This is a genomic window from Cytobacillus sp. FSL R7-0680 (genome assembly GCF_038009245.1).
GTDB classification, from domain to species: Bacteria; Bacillota; Bacilli; order Bacillales; family Cytobacillaceae; genus Cytobacillus; species Cytobacillus kochii.
The window spans coordinates 3,372,779-3,388,880 of sequence record NZ_JBBPAO010000001.1; the positions used below are offsets into that span (position 1 = coordinate 3,372,779).

General features: G+C 37.4%; 17 protein-coding genes. 4 read left to right on the forward strand and 13 right to left on the reverse strand.

What is annotated here, in order from left to right; all coding sequences use genetic code 11:
- Nucleotides 1-70: 70 nt before the first annotated feature.
- The 4 genes from MKY26_RS16790 to MKY26_RS16805 all read right to left on the reverse strand — a co-directional run bounded on the left by MKY26_RS16790 (nt 71) and on the right by MKY26_RS16805 (nt 3,303).
- Nucleotides 71-787 (reverse strand): sulfite exporter TauE/SafE family protein, encoded by a 717-nt coding sequence (locus MKY26_RS16790; RefSeq protein ID WP_233435337.1) that lies wholly within the window; start codon nt 785-787, stop codon nt 71-73.
- 284 nt (nt 788-1,071) lie between these two features.
- Nucleotides 1,072-1,629 carry a class I SAM-dependent methyltransferase gene (locus tag MKY26_RS16795; RefSeq protein WP_095371432.1) on the reverse strand — a complete coding sequence of 186 codons (558 nt, stop codon included), beginning with the start codon at nt 1,627-1,629 and terminating at the stop codon, nt 1,072-1,074.
- A 129-nt stretch (nt 1,630-1,758) separates the two neighbouring features.
- A complete protein-coding gene (locus tag MKY26_RS16800) occupies nt 1,759-2,391 on the reverse strand; it encodes a LysE family translocator (RefSeq protein WP_224936897.1) in 633 nt (210 codons plus the stop codon).
- A gap of 87 nt (nt 2,392-2,478) precedes the next feature.
- Nucleotides 2,479-3,303 (reverse strand): class I SAM-dependent methyltransferase, encoded by an 825-nt coding sequence (locus MKY26_RS16805; RefSeq protein ID WP_095371430.1) that lies wholly within the window; start codon nt 3,301-3,303, stop codon nt 2,479-2,481.
- Between the two features lie 137 nt (nt 3,304-3,440).
- Here MKY26_RS16805 and MKY26_RS16810 point away from each other — a divergent pair, with 137 nt between their 5' ends.
- From MKY26_RS16810 to MKY26_RS16820, 3 genes are all read left to right on the forward strand, one after another.
- Nucleotides 3,441-4,130, forward strand: coding sequence for a response regulator transcription factor (locus MKY26_RS16810; RefSeq protein ID WP_328198353.1), 690 nt, complete (start codon nt 3,441-3,443; stop codon nt 4,128-4,130).
- Nucleotides 4,123-5,232: a HAMP domain-containing sensor histidine kinase gene (locus tag MKY26_RS16815; protein ID WP_307316353.1), complete on the forward strand. Its 1,110-nt coding sequence runs from the start codon at nt 4,123-4,125 to the stop codon at nt 5,230-5,232. Before MKY26_RS16810 ends, MKY26_RS16815 begins: the two co-directional genes overlap by 8 nt.
- A 95-nt stretch (nt 5,233-5,327) precedes the next feature.
- Complete coding sequence (locus MKY26_RS16820; protein WP_341098201.1) at nt 5,328-6,212, forward strand: M15 family metallopeptidase; 885 nt, start codon at nt 5,328-5,330, stop codon at nt 6,210-6,212.
- Between the two features lie 119 nt (nt 6,213-6,331).
- Here MKY26_RS16820 and MKY26_RS16825 read toward each other — a convergent pair whose 3' ends face one another.
- The 7 genes from MKY26_RS16825 to MKY26_RS16855 form a co-directional block, all read right to left on the reverse strand.
- A complete protein-coding gene (locus MKY26_RS16825; protein ID WP_095371427.1) occupies nt 6,332-7,012 on the reverse strand; it encodes a DUF3885 domain-containing protein in 681 nt (226 codons plus the stop codon).
- A 12-nt stretch (nt 7,013-7,024) separates the two neighbouring features.
- The gene (locus MKY26_RS16830) at nt 7,025-7,813 is read right to left on the reverse strand and encodes a putative hydro-lyase (protein WP_341098203.1); all 789 of its coding nucleotides are present in this window, start codon (nt 7,811-7,813) and stop codon (nt 7,025-7,027) included.
- A gap of 23 nt (nt 7,814-7,836) precedes the next feature.
- Complete coding sequence (locus tag MKY26_RS16835; protein ID WP_095371425.1) at nt 7,837-9,027, reverse strand: NRAMP family divalent metal transporter; 1,191 nt, start codon at nt 9,025-9,027, stop codon at nt 7,837-7,839.
- The gene (locus MKY26_RS16840; protein ID WP_095371424.1) at nt 9,027-9,791 is read right to left on the reverse strand and encodes a LamB/YcsF family protein; all 765 of its coding nucleotides are present in this window, start codon (nt 9,789-9,791) and stop codon (nt 9,027-9,029) included. Before MKY26_RS16840 ends, MKY26_RS16835 begins: the two co-directional genes overlap by 1 nt.
- A 10-nt stretch (nt 9,792-9,801) precedes the next feature.
- A complete protein-coding gene (locus MKY26_RS16845) occupies nt 9,802-10,791 on the reverse strand; it encodes a 5-oxoprolinase subunit C family protein (RefSeq protein WP_341098204.1) in 990 nt (329 codons plus the stop codon).
- Entirely contained in the window at nt 10,788-11,501 is a 714-nt protein-coding gene (gene pxpB, locus MKY26_RS16850; protein ID WP_095371422.1) for a 5-oxoprolinase subunit PxpB, read from the reverse strand. The genes MKY26_RS16845 and pxpB overlap by 4 nt, the downstream gene beginning before the upstream one ends.
- A 188-nt stretch (nt 11,502-11,689) precedes the next feature.
- Nucleotides 11,690-12,235 (reverse strand): TetR/AcrR family transcriptional regulator, encoded by a 546-nt coding sequence (locus MKY26_RS16855; RefSeq protein WP_095371421.1) that lies wholly within the window; start codon nt 12,233-12,235, stop codon nt 11,690-11,692.
- Between the two features lie 226 nt (nt 12,236-12,461).
- Between MKY26_RS16855 and MKY26_RS16860 the strand changes: the two genes are divergently transcribed.
- A complete protein-coding gene (locus MKY26_RS16860) occupies nt 12,462-13,370 on the forward strand; it encodes a LysR family transcriptional regulator (protein ID WP_095371420.1) in 909 nt (302 codons plus the stop codon).
- 130 nt (nt 13,371-13,500) lie between these two features.
- Here the strand turns inward: MKY26_RS16860 and MKY26_RS16865 are convergent, their stop codons facing one another.
- Nucleotides 13,501-14,847: a GntP family permease gene (locus MKY26_RS16865; protein ID WP_095371419.1), complete on the reverse strand. Its 1,347-nt coding sequence runs from the start codon at nt 14,845-14,847 to the stop codon at nt 13,501-13,503.
- A 23-nt stretch (nt 14,848-14,870) separates the two neighbouring features.
- The gene (locus MKY26_RS16870; RefSeq protein WP_095371418.1) at nt 14,871-16,007 is read right to left on the reverse strand and encodes a glycerate kinase; all 1,137 of its coding nucleotides are present in this window, start codon (nt 16,005-16,007) and stop codon (nt 14,871-14,873) included.
- Nucleotides 16,008-16,102 lie beyond the last annotated feature (95 nt).

The following is a 16,102-nucleotide window of genomic DNA, read 5'->3' on the forward strand; positions in this document are numbered from 1 at the left end:
ACAGGCTGAGTGAGACGTGCGAAATCAAACCCCTCACCAGCCTTTTTTCCTTCCTCATTCCCATGCAGAATTAGAGAATTAATTGGTTAATACATAAGTATAATCCAGTAAATAAAAGGATGAAGTAGGAAATAATTGAGAAAAACTTTTGGCTCATGACTTTAAATAGTAATTGTCCTAAAAATATACCAATTAGTACCACAGGAGCTCCAACCAAACTAGCGAGCCAAACTGTTTGTGTAGTACCGGCGACAACCATTTGGATAGCCAGACTGATTACATAGATATATAAATAAAAAGCAATTGTCGTTCCTCTGAGAATTTCCATATTCGTTTTGGTGCCCGAGAAATACAATAATAACGGCGGACCAGGCATACCAATACTTGTCGTTAATGTTCCAGATAGCCCACCAGCGCCATAATCTCTATTTCTCGTTTGCTTCATCTTTAATTGAGCAATCATCAACACAGTCAAAACCAAGATTAGAATACCTATCCCTAGTTTTAGCCAGTTAAGCGGTAACCAAAGAAAAATGACCATCCCTATAGGTAAACCAAAAATACTGCCGATGATGAGTCGTTTTAACACTTTTTGATCAACATCGACCTTGACTTTCCCTATCATGACAATCGAAATAAACAAAGATAAGATTAAGTTGATTTGAATGGCCTCCATCGGCTCAAAAAACAGCAGTAAAAATGGCGTCGCTAGAATAGAAAAGCCATATCCCGTACTCGCCTGTAATATAGAAGCAACTAAAATAAGAAGTATATATAAAATGAGCAATTGAGCAAACCACCTTCACTATTACAGAAACTTTCTCCCCTGTCTCTATTTTACCATTTCAGCTAACAAAAACCCTCATAAGATGGACCGTTTGTTTCACGTGGAACGAGAAATTAGTGTGGGGACTTATCAAATTAAGATAAGAAAGTGCCTCTTAGTTATAGGGGTGCAGGATTCGTTCAAAAAGCTTTGTTGGATACGAATATATCTATTTTCACGTTGCAATCATTTTTATTTTATTACGACTCTTTATAATTTACTGTTGCTTTAAATTAAAGCATTCATTACTTCTTTACTGCCCTAATGATATAAACTGGCTCACTTCCTAATTTCCGCGGAGAAACGGTCATTTTCATATCGCTAAAACCGGCATTTTCCATTGCCTTCATCATATCCCCAGATGATACTCTCGGTCCTCTGGCATCTGCGGTTTTTTCAATATCAATGCATAAGAATGTACCTCGAGCTTTTAAGGTACGCTTGATTTCTTCTAGTACAGCGGATAATGGTTTTACTTCATGTAGCGAGATTGAAGCGATCGCAATATCTACTTGTTCATCTGCTAATGGTATGTCTTTAAAATTAGCTATTACGGGCTGAATATTTGTGATCCCTCTCTTCTCTGCTGTTAGCTGCAAATAGTTTAAAATTTCCTCATCCAAATCAAGTGCATAAACCAAATCTACCCTTTCTGCTATAGGTAGTGCTACGTATCCTGCACCAGCTCCTATATCTAATACGACGTCACTATGATTGAGGGGGAGGTATTGAAATAATTCCTCAGCTGAAAAACGGTCAATATTTTCTAGATTACTAATCTTTCTTTTTACTTTTTCATTCATAAGTATTAACCCCTTTTTAATTATAGATATAAACACTCTTTAATAACTATAATTTATTTAAACTTCTTTGTAAATGGGTAATATTGTAATGGATGAAAAAACGGAGCAGAGTTTGTTCTGCTCCTTTCTTTATGAGGATGCCTTTGTTTGGAGAAGCTTAATACCTAAGCCGACAAAGATCATGCCAGTTACCTTATTAATAATAAATTCTGCTTTAGGATTATTTCTAAGTTTCTTCGTTGTTGTAGAGGCAAAAAGCGCGACTATCGAACACCAAATGGTTCCTGTTACAACATAGGTCATACCAAGGATGATAAAAGGAAGTGGGCCATATCCATTGTCTACAGATATAAATTGGGGTAGAAATGAAATATAGAAAAGCGCCACTTTTGGATTGGTTAGATTGGTTAGTAAACCTTGAGCAAACACTTTCCTTGCAGTTAAAGGTTTCGTCTTTTTAACTTCAAATTGAGAGGATTTTTGAATGACCATACGTACGCCAAGATAAATTAAATACGCCGCACCAATCATCTTTACAATAGTAAATAAAATGACTGACGTTGTAAGAATAAGAGATAATCCGATAGCAGCTAAAAATGTATGCACCATTGCTCCTGTAGATATACCAAGAACAGAGTATAACCCTGCCTTCTTACCTTGTGAGACACTCCGTGATACGATATACATCGTATCTGTCCCAGGGGTAATATTCATAATAATCGCGGCGGCTAAAAACACCGTAAAACTTGTGATGCCAAACATCTAATTCGCCCCCTCAACCAATACAAGTATTAAAATTACTTCTATTGTACTCCTCTCGCAAGAAAAGAAATAGAATATTTTTAAAGATTATTTCTGAACAAGGATAGCCATTGTCTCGCTTCTATCAGTGTAAGGTTCTCCAGCCACATTACTATACTCATTAATCACTTTAAATCCAGCATCCCGGAGCTCTCTTATCAACCGCTCCTTAGTAAAGTATTGATACCAAATGTGATACACATCAGCCGATTCTTCAGTCAGTACCAAAGTTTGTTCAAGAGAAATTTCATCATCATATTTTTTGTTATGAGAGATTTCCAAATGAGGATGGGCAGACCAAAACCCCCCATGATTATTCATTGACCATTGTTTTCCCTCTACAAAAGAATGATACTTATTAACGGTAAATACATCTAAAAATAGGCGTCCAGATTCAGTTAAGCAGCGATAAATATTCTTTAACAGCTGCTTGCGATTATTTGGTGATAATGCACCATAATCACAATAGATAAGCGTCGCAAAATCAAACGTATTTACGTCATCCATGTTCAGATAATCCTCAAAGCGGTACTGTATCGGTAAATGCCTTTCACTAGCCTGGGATTTGGCGTAATCAATAGAGTTCTCGGAGAAATCAATCCCGGTAACCGCATAGCCTCTCATTGCCAGCTGTTCACAATAAAGACCTGGACCACAACCGAGATCAACTACTCTGTCTCCACTGTTCATAAGCTGTGAAATAAATCTTACCGAAGCATCTATAAATTTCGGTTCTCTACTCGCTCCTTCATGGTTTGGATTAAGATGTGCTTTTAAAAGCTGTTTTGCAATATACTCATCTTGCCAAAACATTTTTTCAGATGGTTGAAAAGCTTCTGGCTGTTCAATTTTGCTTAAAATCTCCTTATACATAAAAAGTCCTCCTGATCGAAAGTTATTGCATATTATAACAGAATTCAAGGAAGGTAACGATCATTCTCTTGCTGGATGAATACATGGTTAACGGCTATACTATAAGAGATTCTTACTGAAAATTAGAGGTGTACAACGTGAAGCACGTAAATATTTTGATTGCCGATGATGAGGCGGAAATTGCTGACCTTGTTGGGCTCCATTTGGAAAAAGAAGGCTTTCATATTTTCAAAGTAAATGATGGAGAAGAAGCATTAAAAATTGTACAATCACAGCCAATTGATTTGGCTGTCTTAGATATTATGATGCCCCGTTTAGACGGACATGAAGTCACTAGAATGATTCGCAAACAAAACTATCTTTTTCCGATTATCTTTTTGAGCGCTAAAACATCTGATTTTGACCGTATCACCGGGCTTGTCATTGGAGCTGATGATTATATGACCAAACCGTTTAATCCTATGGAATTAGTGGCACGCGTCAAATCACAATTACGACGGACAATGCTGTATAATCAATCAGTTTCAAAAGAGAATATTTTAGAGTTTCGAGGACTTACGATTGATCCTGATCAACATAAAGTAACAAAATATGATACGGTCCTCTCTCTCACCCCGAAGGAATTTGATATTCTCCTCTTACTCGCTAACCATCCGAATAAGGTTTTTAGTGCAGAGCATATTTTTCAAACTGTGTGGGGAGATGCTTATTATGACAACCAAAATACAGTGATGGTTCATATTCGCACATTAAGAAAGAAACTTGGGGAAGACAAGAACGAGTTTATTAAAACCGTCTGGGGAGTAGGTTATGCCTTTCATGGTTAATTATAAAATTAATTTTCAAACGAAACTATTACTACTCGTCTTCGTTAGCATGATATTAGCTGGCGTAATCACATATTCACTTTTTGCATATATGCAATATTATTATCATCAGTTTGTGTTAATCGATGATCCTTTAGCTCGAATCAGATGGGCATTAGGAAATAAGGGTCTATTTATTATTTTTGCGATTCTATATATTCTATTTACACTCGTCATTTTTAAATTACTTACAAGACGAATTTCATCGTATTTCAGTCATATTTCACATGGTTTAAAGCAATTAGCTAACAGTGATTTTCAATATGAAACAAAAATTTCTACTAATGATGAATTTGGCCAGATAGCGATAGATTTAAATACAGCTAGTCTCAAGCTAAAAGAGGCGATTGAGCGTGGAGATTTTGCTGAGTCAAGCCGTGATCAGTTAATTGTCAATCTCGCCCATGACTTACGAACACCACTCACATCAGTCATCGGCTATTTAGATATTATCAAAAAAGACACTAGCTTAACCGAGGAACAAAAAAAGCATTATACAAACATTGTCTATAAAAAAGCTGGGCGGTTAGAAGAATTAATTGATCATCTTTTTGATATAACGAAATTAAATTATGGTAAGCTCTCTATTATCAAAAGTGAAATTAATTTAAGTGAGTTATTATTACAACTCTGTGAGGAAATGTATCCTGCCCTTAAGAAGAATCATTTAGAGGCAAGGTTACATTTACAGCCCTCCTTAATGATTGAAGCAGACGGGAGACAATTAGCACGGGTATTTGAAAATCTCCTAAATAACGCAATACGCTATGGGGCAGATGGACAATTTATCGATATTCACACTTCATTAGACGATGAAGGAGCGATTGTGCAGATTATTAACTACGGTGATGATATCAGAGAAAAGGACCTACCTTATATTTTCGATTCCTTTTACACATCCGACCCTTCTCGCGCCCATCAAGAAGGTGGAACAGGGCTGGGGTTATTTATTGCCAAGAATATTGTTGAACAGCATGGCGGTCGTATCACTGTCAATAGTACAGTCATACAAACAAGCTTTGAGATTAGACTCCCCATTCATCCATCTACTTTGGATAATTAAAGGGATGATTTAAGAAAAACTTTATATTTACCCCTACTTTTTTTTAAGCTTTATTCTTTATCTTTAATTTTATGAATTGAAGGAGGAATAAACGTATGAAGAAGTGGGGATTTTTTTTAGCCATCATTTTATTTTTATTAATAGCCATCAATCAATATCTTACTTCGAATAAAGCCAATTTATTAAAGGATGATATTGAATACGCCAATGAGGAGAACGAAAACAATGATTTCAAGCCCATACCTTCTAATCGAAATTTATCTGTAGAAGAAGATATGATAAACGATGGTCAGCTATTACTTGTTAATGAAGAACATCCATTGAAGAAAAATACAATACTAGACGATGTAGTCAACGTATTTGACTATGATGAATTAGAGAAAGAGTTTGGTCTTATCGATGATGATATACAATTGTCGATAGATTTATTAAATCGATTTAATGATATGATCCATGAAGCTAACAAAGAAGGAGATTTTCAATTTTTACTAACAAGTGGCTATAGAAGCTGGGACGCACAACAAACGCTGTATCAGGAAAAAGGGGCGGATTACGCTCTACCTGCTGGTTATAGTGAACATAATTTTGGACTTGCCCTTGATGTCGGTTCTCAAGCAACAACTATGTATAGAGCAAAGGAAGCCCAATGGTTAGAAGAGAAAGCTTGGATGTATGGCTTTATTTTACGATACCCTGAAAACAAAAGTGATATTACTGGCATTTCATATGAACCATGGCATATTCGCTATGTTGGTTTACCACATAGTGCAGTAATGCATAAGAAAAATCTTGTATTAGAGGAATATTTAAAACTGCTAGAAACAGAAAAGACAATTGACTTTACATTAGGTGATGTAACTTATCATATTCGATATTACCCGGTCCATGATAGCAAAACTATTACCTTACCGGATGACGATTACTATCAAATTTCTGGTGATAATAAAGAAGGTGTGATAGTCACTACTTACTCTCTTTAAAAAAATAACAGAGCTTTGACCATACTAATACATGAGAAACAAGAAAATTACCCGAGTGGTGTGCACAATTCAGCATGCACACCACTCGAGTATAATTAAGCAGGACTTCATAACCGTTGTTATAATACATCTTTCTCCATACCCAATCTTTGAACCACATCTGCTCGATCGACTTCATCAATCCAGTTACCATACTTTTCATATAGCTGCCTCAGTATCTGAACATTGCGGGCAATTACTTCACAACCACGATCATCGTATATGAAAAAGATGACATCTCTCGTTAAATTAATAAAGAAAACATCTGGATAATTGACATGATAACCACCAAAACGTGGTTTTAAAGGAAAGTCTTCATGAGCAGCTGCTTTTATAAGTGATTCTATTTGTATGTCTCGGCACTGACATAATAAAGAGAATTGTTGTAATTGGTATGCGTCTGCATCCTCCGCTTCAAAAGGGTAAGGCATGGTTTCCACCTGAAGTTGATACAACTTTTTACGTTGCTTCAAATGAGATTGGTAAACCTTTAATTTTCTCGTTCTCTTTTCTTTTTCAACCATTTTATACATATTAGTCACTAGCATCACTTCATCCTCGCTAGCAAATAACTCATTAAAAAGAGTTGTTGCCTGTTCATAAACAAGCTCAAATCTATCCATATTTAACTGACCTTGTTCGTTAAATTGGTAGATTTCTTCAGCGAACGTGAAAGGAATACCGATATTCCATTGCTGATAAATACTTGGCATTAGTTTTAATCCTGGAAAATGAGACTGCAAATAGTTTGGTAACTCCATAGAAGCCCTTTCTTACATGATTGCATATTGTTCATTTAACACATCTGTAATAAACATATGACCAGGTGCATGCGTAATCATAATCTCTGGTTTTGCCCGCATCGCCACTGCTTGTGGGGTTACGCCACATGCCCAAAATACAGGAACTTCTCCATCTTTAATGGTAACCGCATCTCCGAACTCAGGCTTGTTAATATCTTTAATCCCTATTTTTTCAGGATTTCCTAAATGTACCGGGGCACCGTGGACTGAAGGAAAGCGACTCGTTACTTGAATAGCCCTTATCGCATCCGCTTCTTTCATTGGTCTCATACTTACCACCATCGGGCCTTCAAACATACCAGATTTTACACATTCAATATTAGTTTCATACATAGGCACATTGCAGTTTTCTTCAATATGTCTGATTGGAATATGATTATTTAAAAGCGCTTCTTCAAAAGTAAAGCTACATCCAATTAGGAAGCCAACCATATCTGTACGCCAATAACCGGTTGCATCCTGCACCTCATCCACAAGTTCTCCATGCTTATATATACGGTACTTAGGAATATCTGTCATAATATTGCCGTTTGGTGCGGCTAACTTTGGTATAACTGATCCGACCTCTGTTACATCTATAATCGGACAAGGCTTTTGGTTTCTTTGACAAAATAATAAAAAGTCAAAGGCAAGTTCTTTTGGTAATACAGCTAAATTCGCTTGGATAAAGCCATTAGCAATGCCAGCAGTAGGCTGCTTCCAATAACCGTCCCTAATCTGCTTACGTGCTTCTTCAGGACTTACTGTTGTTAAATTCAAACTTATTCACACCTTTCAAGCTATTATTCAAACAATTGTGGAATCCCATTAATTAAAGAGTAACCGCCCATTAATGCCATAACAATGACAATTAGTAGTCCAAACAAGGTTAACCATAAAGGATGTTTATAATCGCCAACAATCTTCGCCTTATGTGCAGCAATTAACATCACACCTAGAGCGATAGGCAAAATTAGTCCATTTAATGAACCAACTAATACGAGAATTTTCACTGGTTGTCCAATAATAACAAATACAAGGGTAGATATTGCGATAAAACCTACTGTAAACCATTTCGCATTTTTATCAATGAAATGGGTGAATGTCCGAATAAATGAAACGGATGTATAGGCCGCACCAACGACAGATGTAACCGCTGCTGCCCACATAATCACACCAAATATTTTATAGCCAACATTACCGGCAGCATGCTGAAACACGGATGCTGCTGGATTATCAGGGTTTAAAGTTAACCCTTGAGAAACAATCCCTAAAGCAGCTAAGAAAAGGAAAATTCTCATTAATGAAGCAATTCCAATGGCACTCACTGCACTTCTTGTTACTTGTGGTAAAGCTTCTTTCCCTTTAATACCAGCATCTAATAAACGATGCCCACCGGCAAAGGTAATGTAACCACCGACTGTTCCTCCTACTAGTGTAACAATAGCTAAAATATCAATCGTTTCAGGTACAAATGTACGTGTCACAGCTTCACCAACTGGAGGAGAGGCAGTAAACATGACATAAACCATCAATCCAATCATGACAAACCCTAGCACTTGTGTGAAACGGTCCATTAGCTTTCCTGCTTCTCTGACAACAAAAATACCAATAGCAACTAATCCACTTAATAAAGCGCCTAATTCTGGAGAAACACCAAATAATACATTCGTTCCAAGTCCAGCTCCAGCAATATTACCGATATTAAAAGCCAGTCCCCCCATCACTATGAGTAAGGCCAAGAAATAACCTAATCCAGGTAAAACCTGATTAGCGATATCTTGGGCTTTCTTTTCTGAGACGGCTAAAATTCGCCAAATATTTAATTGTGCTCCGATATCTATGATAATTGATACTAAAATAACAAACCCAAAGCTTGCTGCTAGTTTTTCTGTAAAAACAGTTGTTTGTGTTAAAAAGCCCGGCCCTATTGCTGAAGTAGCCATTAGGAAGGCTGCACCTAAAATAATACTTCTAGTTGATTGTGTTTTCATTAAGCTTCTCCTATTCGTCTCACTTGTATATTTTCTTTTTGTAGAGTCGCATGAATGAGTTTAGCAAATGCCAATGCATGTTTGCCGTCACCATGAATACAAACAGTATCTGCTAAGATGTCAACATCCTTTCCACTTACAGACGCTACTTTCCCTTCCTTTACCATACGAACGACCTGTGCGACCGCTACCTCTTGCTCGGTAATTAATGCATTTGATTCTCTCCTTGAAGTCAAGGAACCGTCATCTTGATACGTACGGTCAGAGAATACTTCACTTGCCGTTTTTAAACCTATCTTCGCACCCGCTTTTACTAGCTCGCTACCAGCTAAGCCAAACAAAATTAATTCTGGATCGACTTTGTACACCGCTTCTGCAATAGCTTCAGACAACTGAGCGTCTTTTGCTGCCATATTGAAAAGGGCTCCGTGTGGTTTAACATGTTGCAACTTTCCTCCCTCAGAATGAACAAAAGCGGACAATGCGCCAATTTGGTAGACAACAATATCATACGCTTCTTGAGGGGAGATATTCATTTCTCTTCTACCAAAGCCAACTAAGTCTTGTGTTCCTGGATGAGCACCAATCCCCACTTTTTTCTCTAATGCCAGTTTCACTGTCTTACGCATCGTTGTTGCATCACCTGCATGAAAGCCACAAGCAATATTTGCACTGGTCACATAATTTAATATTTCTTCATCATTACCAATTGAATAGTTTCCAAAACTCTCACCTAAATCACAGTTTAAATCAATCTTTATCATCGTTATCCCCCTATTGATATTTTATTTGGATACTCCTTTTATACTCATAGAGCCTTTGCTCCTTTTGAATAAAGAGCTTTTGAGCTTCTGTAAAAGATATTTTTTCAAAATATACCTCTTCTCCAGGCTTTGTTTGAGCCAATACATGTAAATCGATGGATGCCACCTGCCCAATCTTCGGGTATCCCCCAGCCGTTTGCCTATCAGCCATTAAGATGATTGGTTGCCCATCGGGAGGTACTTGAATGGTCCCCATAGCAACAGCCTCTGAGATCATTTCTTTCTCTTCTGATAATGCGAGTGCACTACCATTCAGGCGATATCCCATTCGATCCGATTGTGAAGCTACCTTATAAGGGTTATTGAATAATGCTATTTTGCTTTCTTTATTAAAAAGAGAAAATTGCTTCCCTTCAATGACTCTAATTCTTTGATTAGAGGGTCTTCTCATCTGAATCGGTATATGCCATTTTGCTTCAACAAATGGCTTGTCAGATTGTTTTAATGAAGCGATCATTTTTTTCGATAAGCTACTCTTCTCTTTTACAGTTAATCGATCGCCTTTTTGAAGCGCGCGCCCATTATGTCCACCAATATGTGCACGTAAATAAGTAGCATAACTATCCATGACCAACTCGACATCAAAACCACCAGCAATGGCTAAATAAGTACGACAGCCCTCTTTATACGAGGCGAATGTTAGCTCACTTCCGGCATTTACCCAAATAGGTTTCCACAGACTTACTTGCTGTCCATTAATTTGCGGACCGATATCTCCACCACAAAGACTAATCAAACAATCTTCGTGAAAAACAATTCGTGGGCCGATTAATGTCATTTCTAATGTAGGTTGTTCTTCGGAGTTCCCGACAAGCATATTCGCAATCTTATGAGCATCTTGATCCATGACACCACTGGCGATTACACCATATTTCTGGTATCCTGTTCGGCCAAGATCTTGTAGGGTCGATAATAAACCTGGTTTCTTAATCTCTATCATGACTGTTCAGCCTCCAATTGCTTATACTCATCAAAGCTAATTGGCTTAAATTGAATGCGATCGCCAGCCCTTAACAAAGTTGGCATTTCTTCCTGTGGTGTAAATAATTCGATTGGCGTCCTTCCAATCAATTGCCAACCTCCAGGTGTTTCAATAGGATATACACCTGTTTGCATCCCTGCAATCCCAACAGTCCGAGCTGGAATTTGTAGCCTTGGTGATTTCCTCCTAGGTGCAGCAATCTTATCAGACATCCCTCCAATGAATGGAAACCCCGGGGCAAAACCAATCATATGGACCAAATAATCACCAGCTGAGTGAATTTCGATTACTTCATCTGGTGTTAGGTGATTTAACCGGGCAACCTCATGTAAATCGGGACCAAATTCTCCACCATAACAGACAGGAATGTCAATTTTCCTGGAAGATAGGCGATTTTGTGTATCCACAGATTTTAATAATTCATTCAGTTCTGCGCATACAAATTCATAAGGTAGTTGTTCTTTATCGCATAATTGACTAACCTTCCAAATGTCATAAAATACCGCAATATTCGTGTAAGCTGGAATGCATTCCTTCATCCACGGTAAGCGTTGATCCTCGAGAAAATTCGAGAACATTTGAATTTTTTGTTGGGTTTCAGATGAAATCTGATCCCCTAATTCTATAAGAAGAGCTTGGTCTCCCAACGGACAAAAATGCCATTTCAATTTACACCCCTCCTTATCTAAGCTGTTCAGTTTATTTGTAAAAAATTCAATTATACTAATAATCTATCTATACAGATTATTTTATTTAAATAATACAATAAAGTATTAAAAATAAAAAGCAACCCTAACGATATTTACTATCTTTCAATAATAAAGATTGTTAGAGTTGCTTTATTGATGAATGCTTATTAGTTTTTTGTATTTAATTGATAATGATTCATCAAGTTCGTGATTTGATTACAAAAATGAGTAGCATTTTTCTCGCAATCCTCTTTTACCCAGTTTAGTATAATTTTGGTGAACCCGCCAATTTGAAATTGAATTAAGTATTCTGCAATATCAACGTCAGTGAAAACTTCCGCTAGCCCCTCTTCGATCATTTCAATGAATTCTTCCATAACTAAGTATTCCAAATCATGTGCAAATAGCTTTCTCAATACTGGTTTTTGTAGTTCTGTGATCATAAACATCATATGGATCATTTGCGCTATAGTTAGATTATCTTGTTTCTTCCTCATATTGAATAAATCTCTATACAATTGACGTAAATAGATGCGTATAATATCTTCTTTTGTGCCAAAATTTCTATAAAAAGTTATTCGTGCAATCCCTGCTTGTTTCGTAATTGCTGATATTTTTATTTCACGAAATTGAAATTGATTCATCAAATCCATTAAAGCACTACACACAATCTCACGTGTTTTGGTTACTTGCTTATTCGTTGCTTCATTCAATTGTCTACTCCTTTTTAAGGATATTATTTACTTTCTCTCTATAAACACAATTGCTCTAATCTAGTTCTAAATTCTCAATTAATTACAACGAAACACATTCTTTTTACCTATAACATATTTATTTTAACACAAAACGCTCTATAAAAACCTGCTCAAAAATATATAGATAGAATCGTCGAATTAACAGTATACTAATTTTGAATCCATAAAAACTAGGTGATAGTAAATGACCTTTGATCAACTAAAACATTTTTCAACTGTGGCAAAAACACAATCATTCACTGTGGCAGCTCATGAACTTTTCCTTTCTATATCGGCATTAAGTCAATCCATCAGTAGTTTAGAGACCGAGCTAGGGTTGATGTTGTTTAAACGCTCCCGTTCTGGTGCCCATTTAACTGCTGAAGGCGCTCTATTAATTGAAAAGGCAGAAGAAATCATGAAGATGACGAAAGAGTTTCAAACATTCGCACAAGCGCAAACAGAAAAACTCCAAGGACATCTTCGTATTTCTACAATACCAGGTCCTTCAAACGCTTTACTTGCCGCTGTATTTTCATTTAAGAAAGAACATCCAAATGTCTCCATAGAGCTTCAAGAGTTAGGACCAAAGGAGATAACAGAAAAACTAATCAACGAAGAAATGGACGTGGGTATGCTTGTTGTTGGACCATCTTCTGAAGTAAATGAAGATAAATTCCACTTTGAACCACTGCTAGAAGGCTATATGGTTGCTGGCGTACAAGCTCATTCCACACTTGCTGAAAAGCCTTTTATTTCAAAAAAGGATTTATCAAGATATCCCATTATTTTATATCAAGATGCTTACCTTAATCAGACGATCAAACAGCTTCTTGATAACAATAGCCAAAGAAATCTAGTTGTAAAAACCAATCATACAAATGCAATTACCCAATGGGTATCTAGTGGTAATGCAATAACGATTGGACTTGATTATTCATTTCAGCATATTGATGGGATTACCGGGGTGAAAATACAAGAATTAAAAGAAGAAAGAGTTCACTACGGCTGGGTTCATTTAAAGAAAAAACATATAAACCGACTGACAGATATTTTCCTTGAAACATTAAATCAGGAAATTAATAAGCTTATTGCGCAATCAAACGAGATGTGACATTTATGAAAAGGAACGTCCTCTGCATAAGAAAATGAAAATTGACTAAGAACATCCGTTTAAAGGTGTAAAAATCCGAACGCACACGAACCCTAAAAAAGGCATTCGAGTGACTGTTCGGATTTTCTTCTTATACTAAAATAACCCACAAAATCATTGCTACGATGATAGAAACAAGTCCTTGTAATAATGTCGCCATCGTTTGAGCTTTGTAAGCATCTGTTACCTTCATACCAGTAAATTGTGTAACAACCCAGAAGTAACTATCGTTCACATGACTAACGGTCATTGCACCCGCTCCAATAGCCATTACAACTAATGCTAGCGGTACTGCTCCTTCAATACCGACAACCGGAAGCATTGGGGCAATTAATGAAGATGTTAGTACTAATGCTGTAGTTGATGAACCTTGTGCTGACTTTAATGCTGCGGCAATCAAGAAAGGGATAATCAAGAAAAGCGCACCCGTAAACATATCGGAAATGTCCCAACCTTGAATAATATCCGCAACACCAGAGTTTTTGATTACTGTTCCAAAAACCCCGCCTGCTCCGGTAATTAAAAGTACTGGCGCGGCATCTAATAATCCTTTACCAACCCAATTAGTTAATGTTTCCTCATTAAATTGAGGTAATAATGGTAGAGCAGCGAGAATACCTATGAACAATGCTATAACTGGTGTACCTAAGAAACCAATAAATTGTGCAAACCAACCTTCGTATCCCAGAACGGCAACAATTGAACCTAAACCGATTAATAGAATGGGTAAAATAATTGGGAAGAACGCTTGAAAAGTCGAAGGCATCTTACCAAATGAAGCGACAACCTTATCATAATCGAATTCTTCTGTGTTACGATCCTCTGGAACTTCAATTTTTGTTGCTACTTTAACTGACCAAAGATAACCAATGGCAGCAGCAGGAATGGCCACAATAAAACCAATTAAAATCACTGTTCCTAAATAGGCTTCTGCACCAATATTTCCCGCAGCGGCAATTGGGCCTGGTGTTGGTGGTACAAGTGTATGAGTGGCATATAATCCTGTAGCTAGTGCTACAGACATTGAAGCCATCGTTACTTTAGCTCTCTTAGCTAATGCCTGGCGTAAACTATTAAGAATAATAAAACCAGAATCACAGAACACTGGAATAGAAACGATGAAACCAATAATACTCATGGCAAGCTGTGGTCTCTTTGGACCCACGATACGTAACACAACCTCTGCCATTCGATAAGCCGCACCTGCTTTTTCTAAGATCACTCCAATAATTGTTCCAAACACAATGACAAGACCGATACTTGTCATAACACCGCCAAATCCACTATTAATGCTCTCAACTATTAAATCAAATGGCATTCCTGATGCAAATCCAACGAATAGAGCACCTATTAGTAAAGACATAAATGGATGAATCTTAAACTTTGTTGTCGCTAATACGATAATTAAAACCCCAATAGCAATGATGAAGAATAACATTCTTTTCCCTCCTAAAAATGGATTTATCTTTGAAACGCAATAAATGTTCTCATTACTCGTTCAGCAGCATCCGCTAGCAATTCTGCTGAACGCTCCATCGCCTCGTCTAACTCCATAGGACTTGTCACTAAACTGTGGACACTAGTAATGCCATATTCATATAACTCTTCAATACCTTTACCAATAGAACCCGCTAGAACAAAGACAGGAATATGATTTATTCTCGCTGCCTCTGCCACACCCATAGGTGTCTTACCAGAGGCTGTTTGAAAATCACACTGGCCTTCACCAGTAAATACACAATCGGCATTCACCATTTTTTCCTTTAGTCCAGTGTACTCAATAACAAGATCAATCCCTCTTTTCATATCTGCATTGAAAAAGGCTTGGAAAGCACCACCAATTCCTCCTGCTGCACCTGCACCCGGCCGATCATGTAAGCGAACTTTAGTCGCATGCTCAATCACATCTGCCCAGTTACCCATATAGTGATCTAACGTCTCAACCACTTCAGGACTTGCCCCTTTTTGAGGACCAAAAACATGGGAAGCACCATTAGGACCAATAAACGGATTCTGTACATCAGAAGCGATTAGAAATTGACAATCCTTAATCCGCGAATCAAGAGAGTCTAATTGAACAGACGTAACTTCACCTAGCGCTTCACCACCAAGACCAATTTCATCTCCGGCATCGTTCATTATTTTTAGCCCTAGAGCTTGTAACATACCAGCTCCGCCATCATTGGTAGCGCTTCCACCAACTGCTAAAATAAAATGGCGATAACCATCATCTAACGCTTTCTTAATTAATTCTCCTGTGCCAAAAGTTGTAGCAATCAGTGGATTGCGTTCACTTTTATCTATAAGCTCTAGACCAGAGGCACTCGCCATCTCAATAACACATGTCTTTTCATCGCCGAGTACACCATACTCCGCCGCGACCTTTTTGTGTAATGGACCCATCACACTAACTTTTACCTTTTTCCCCCCCGTTGCGGAAACAAGACTATCCATTGTTCCTTCTCCACCATCCGCTACAGGAACAGAAATAACTTCGCACGAAGGAAGCGCTTTCTTAACACCTTTAGCAATTGCTTCTGCAGCAGAAACACTCGATAAGCTACCCTTATATGAATCAGGTGCAATAACTACTTTCATAAACTCGCCACCTAACATCTATTGTGTTATCCTTATTATAATTATGTGTCATACTATTTGTCATCGTTATGATTGAACAAAAAAACAGATTATTT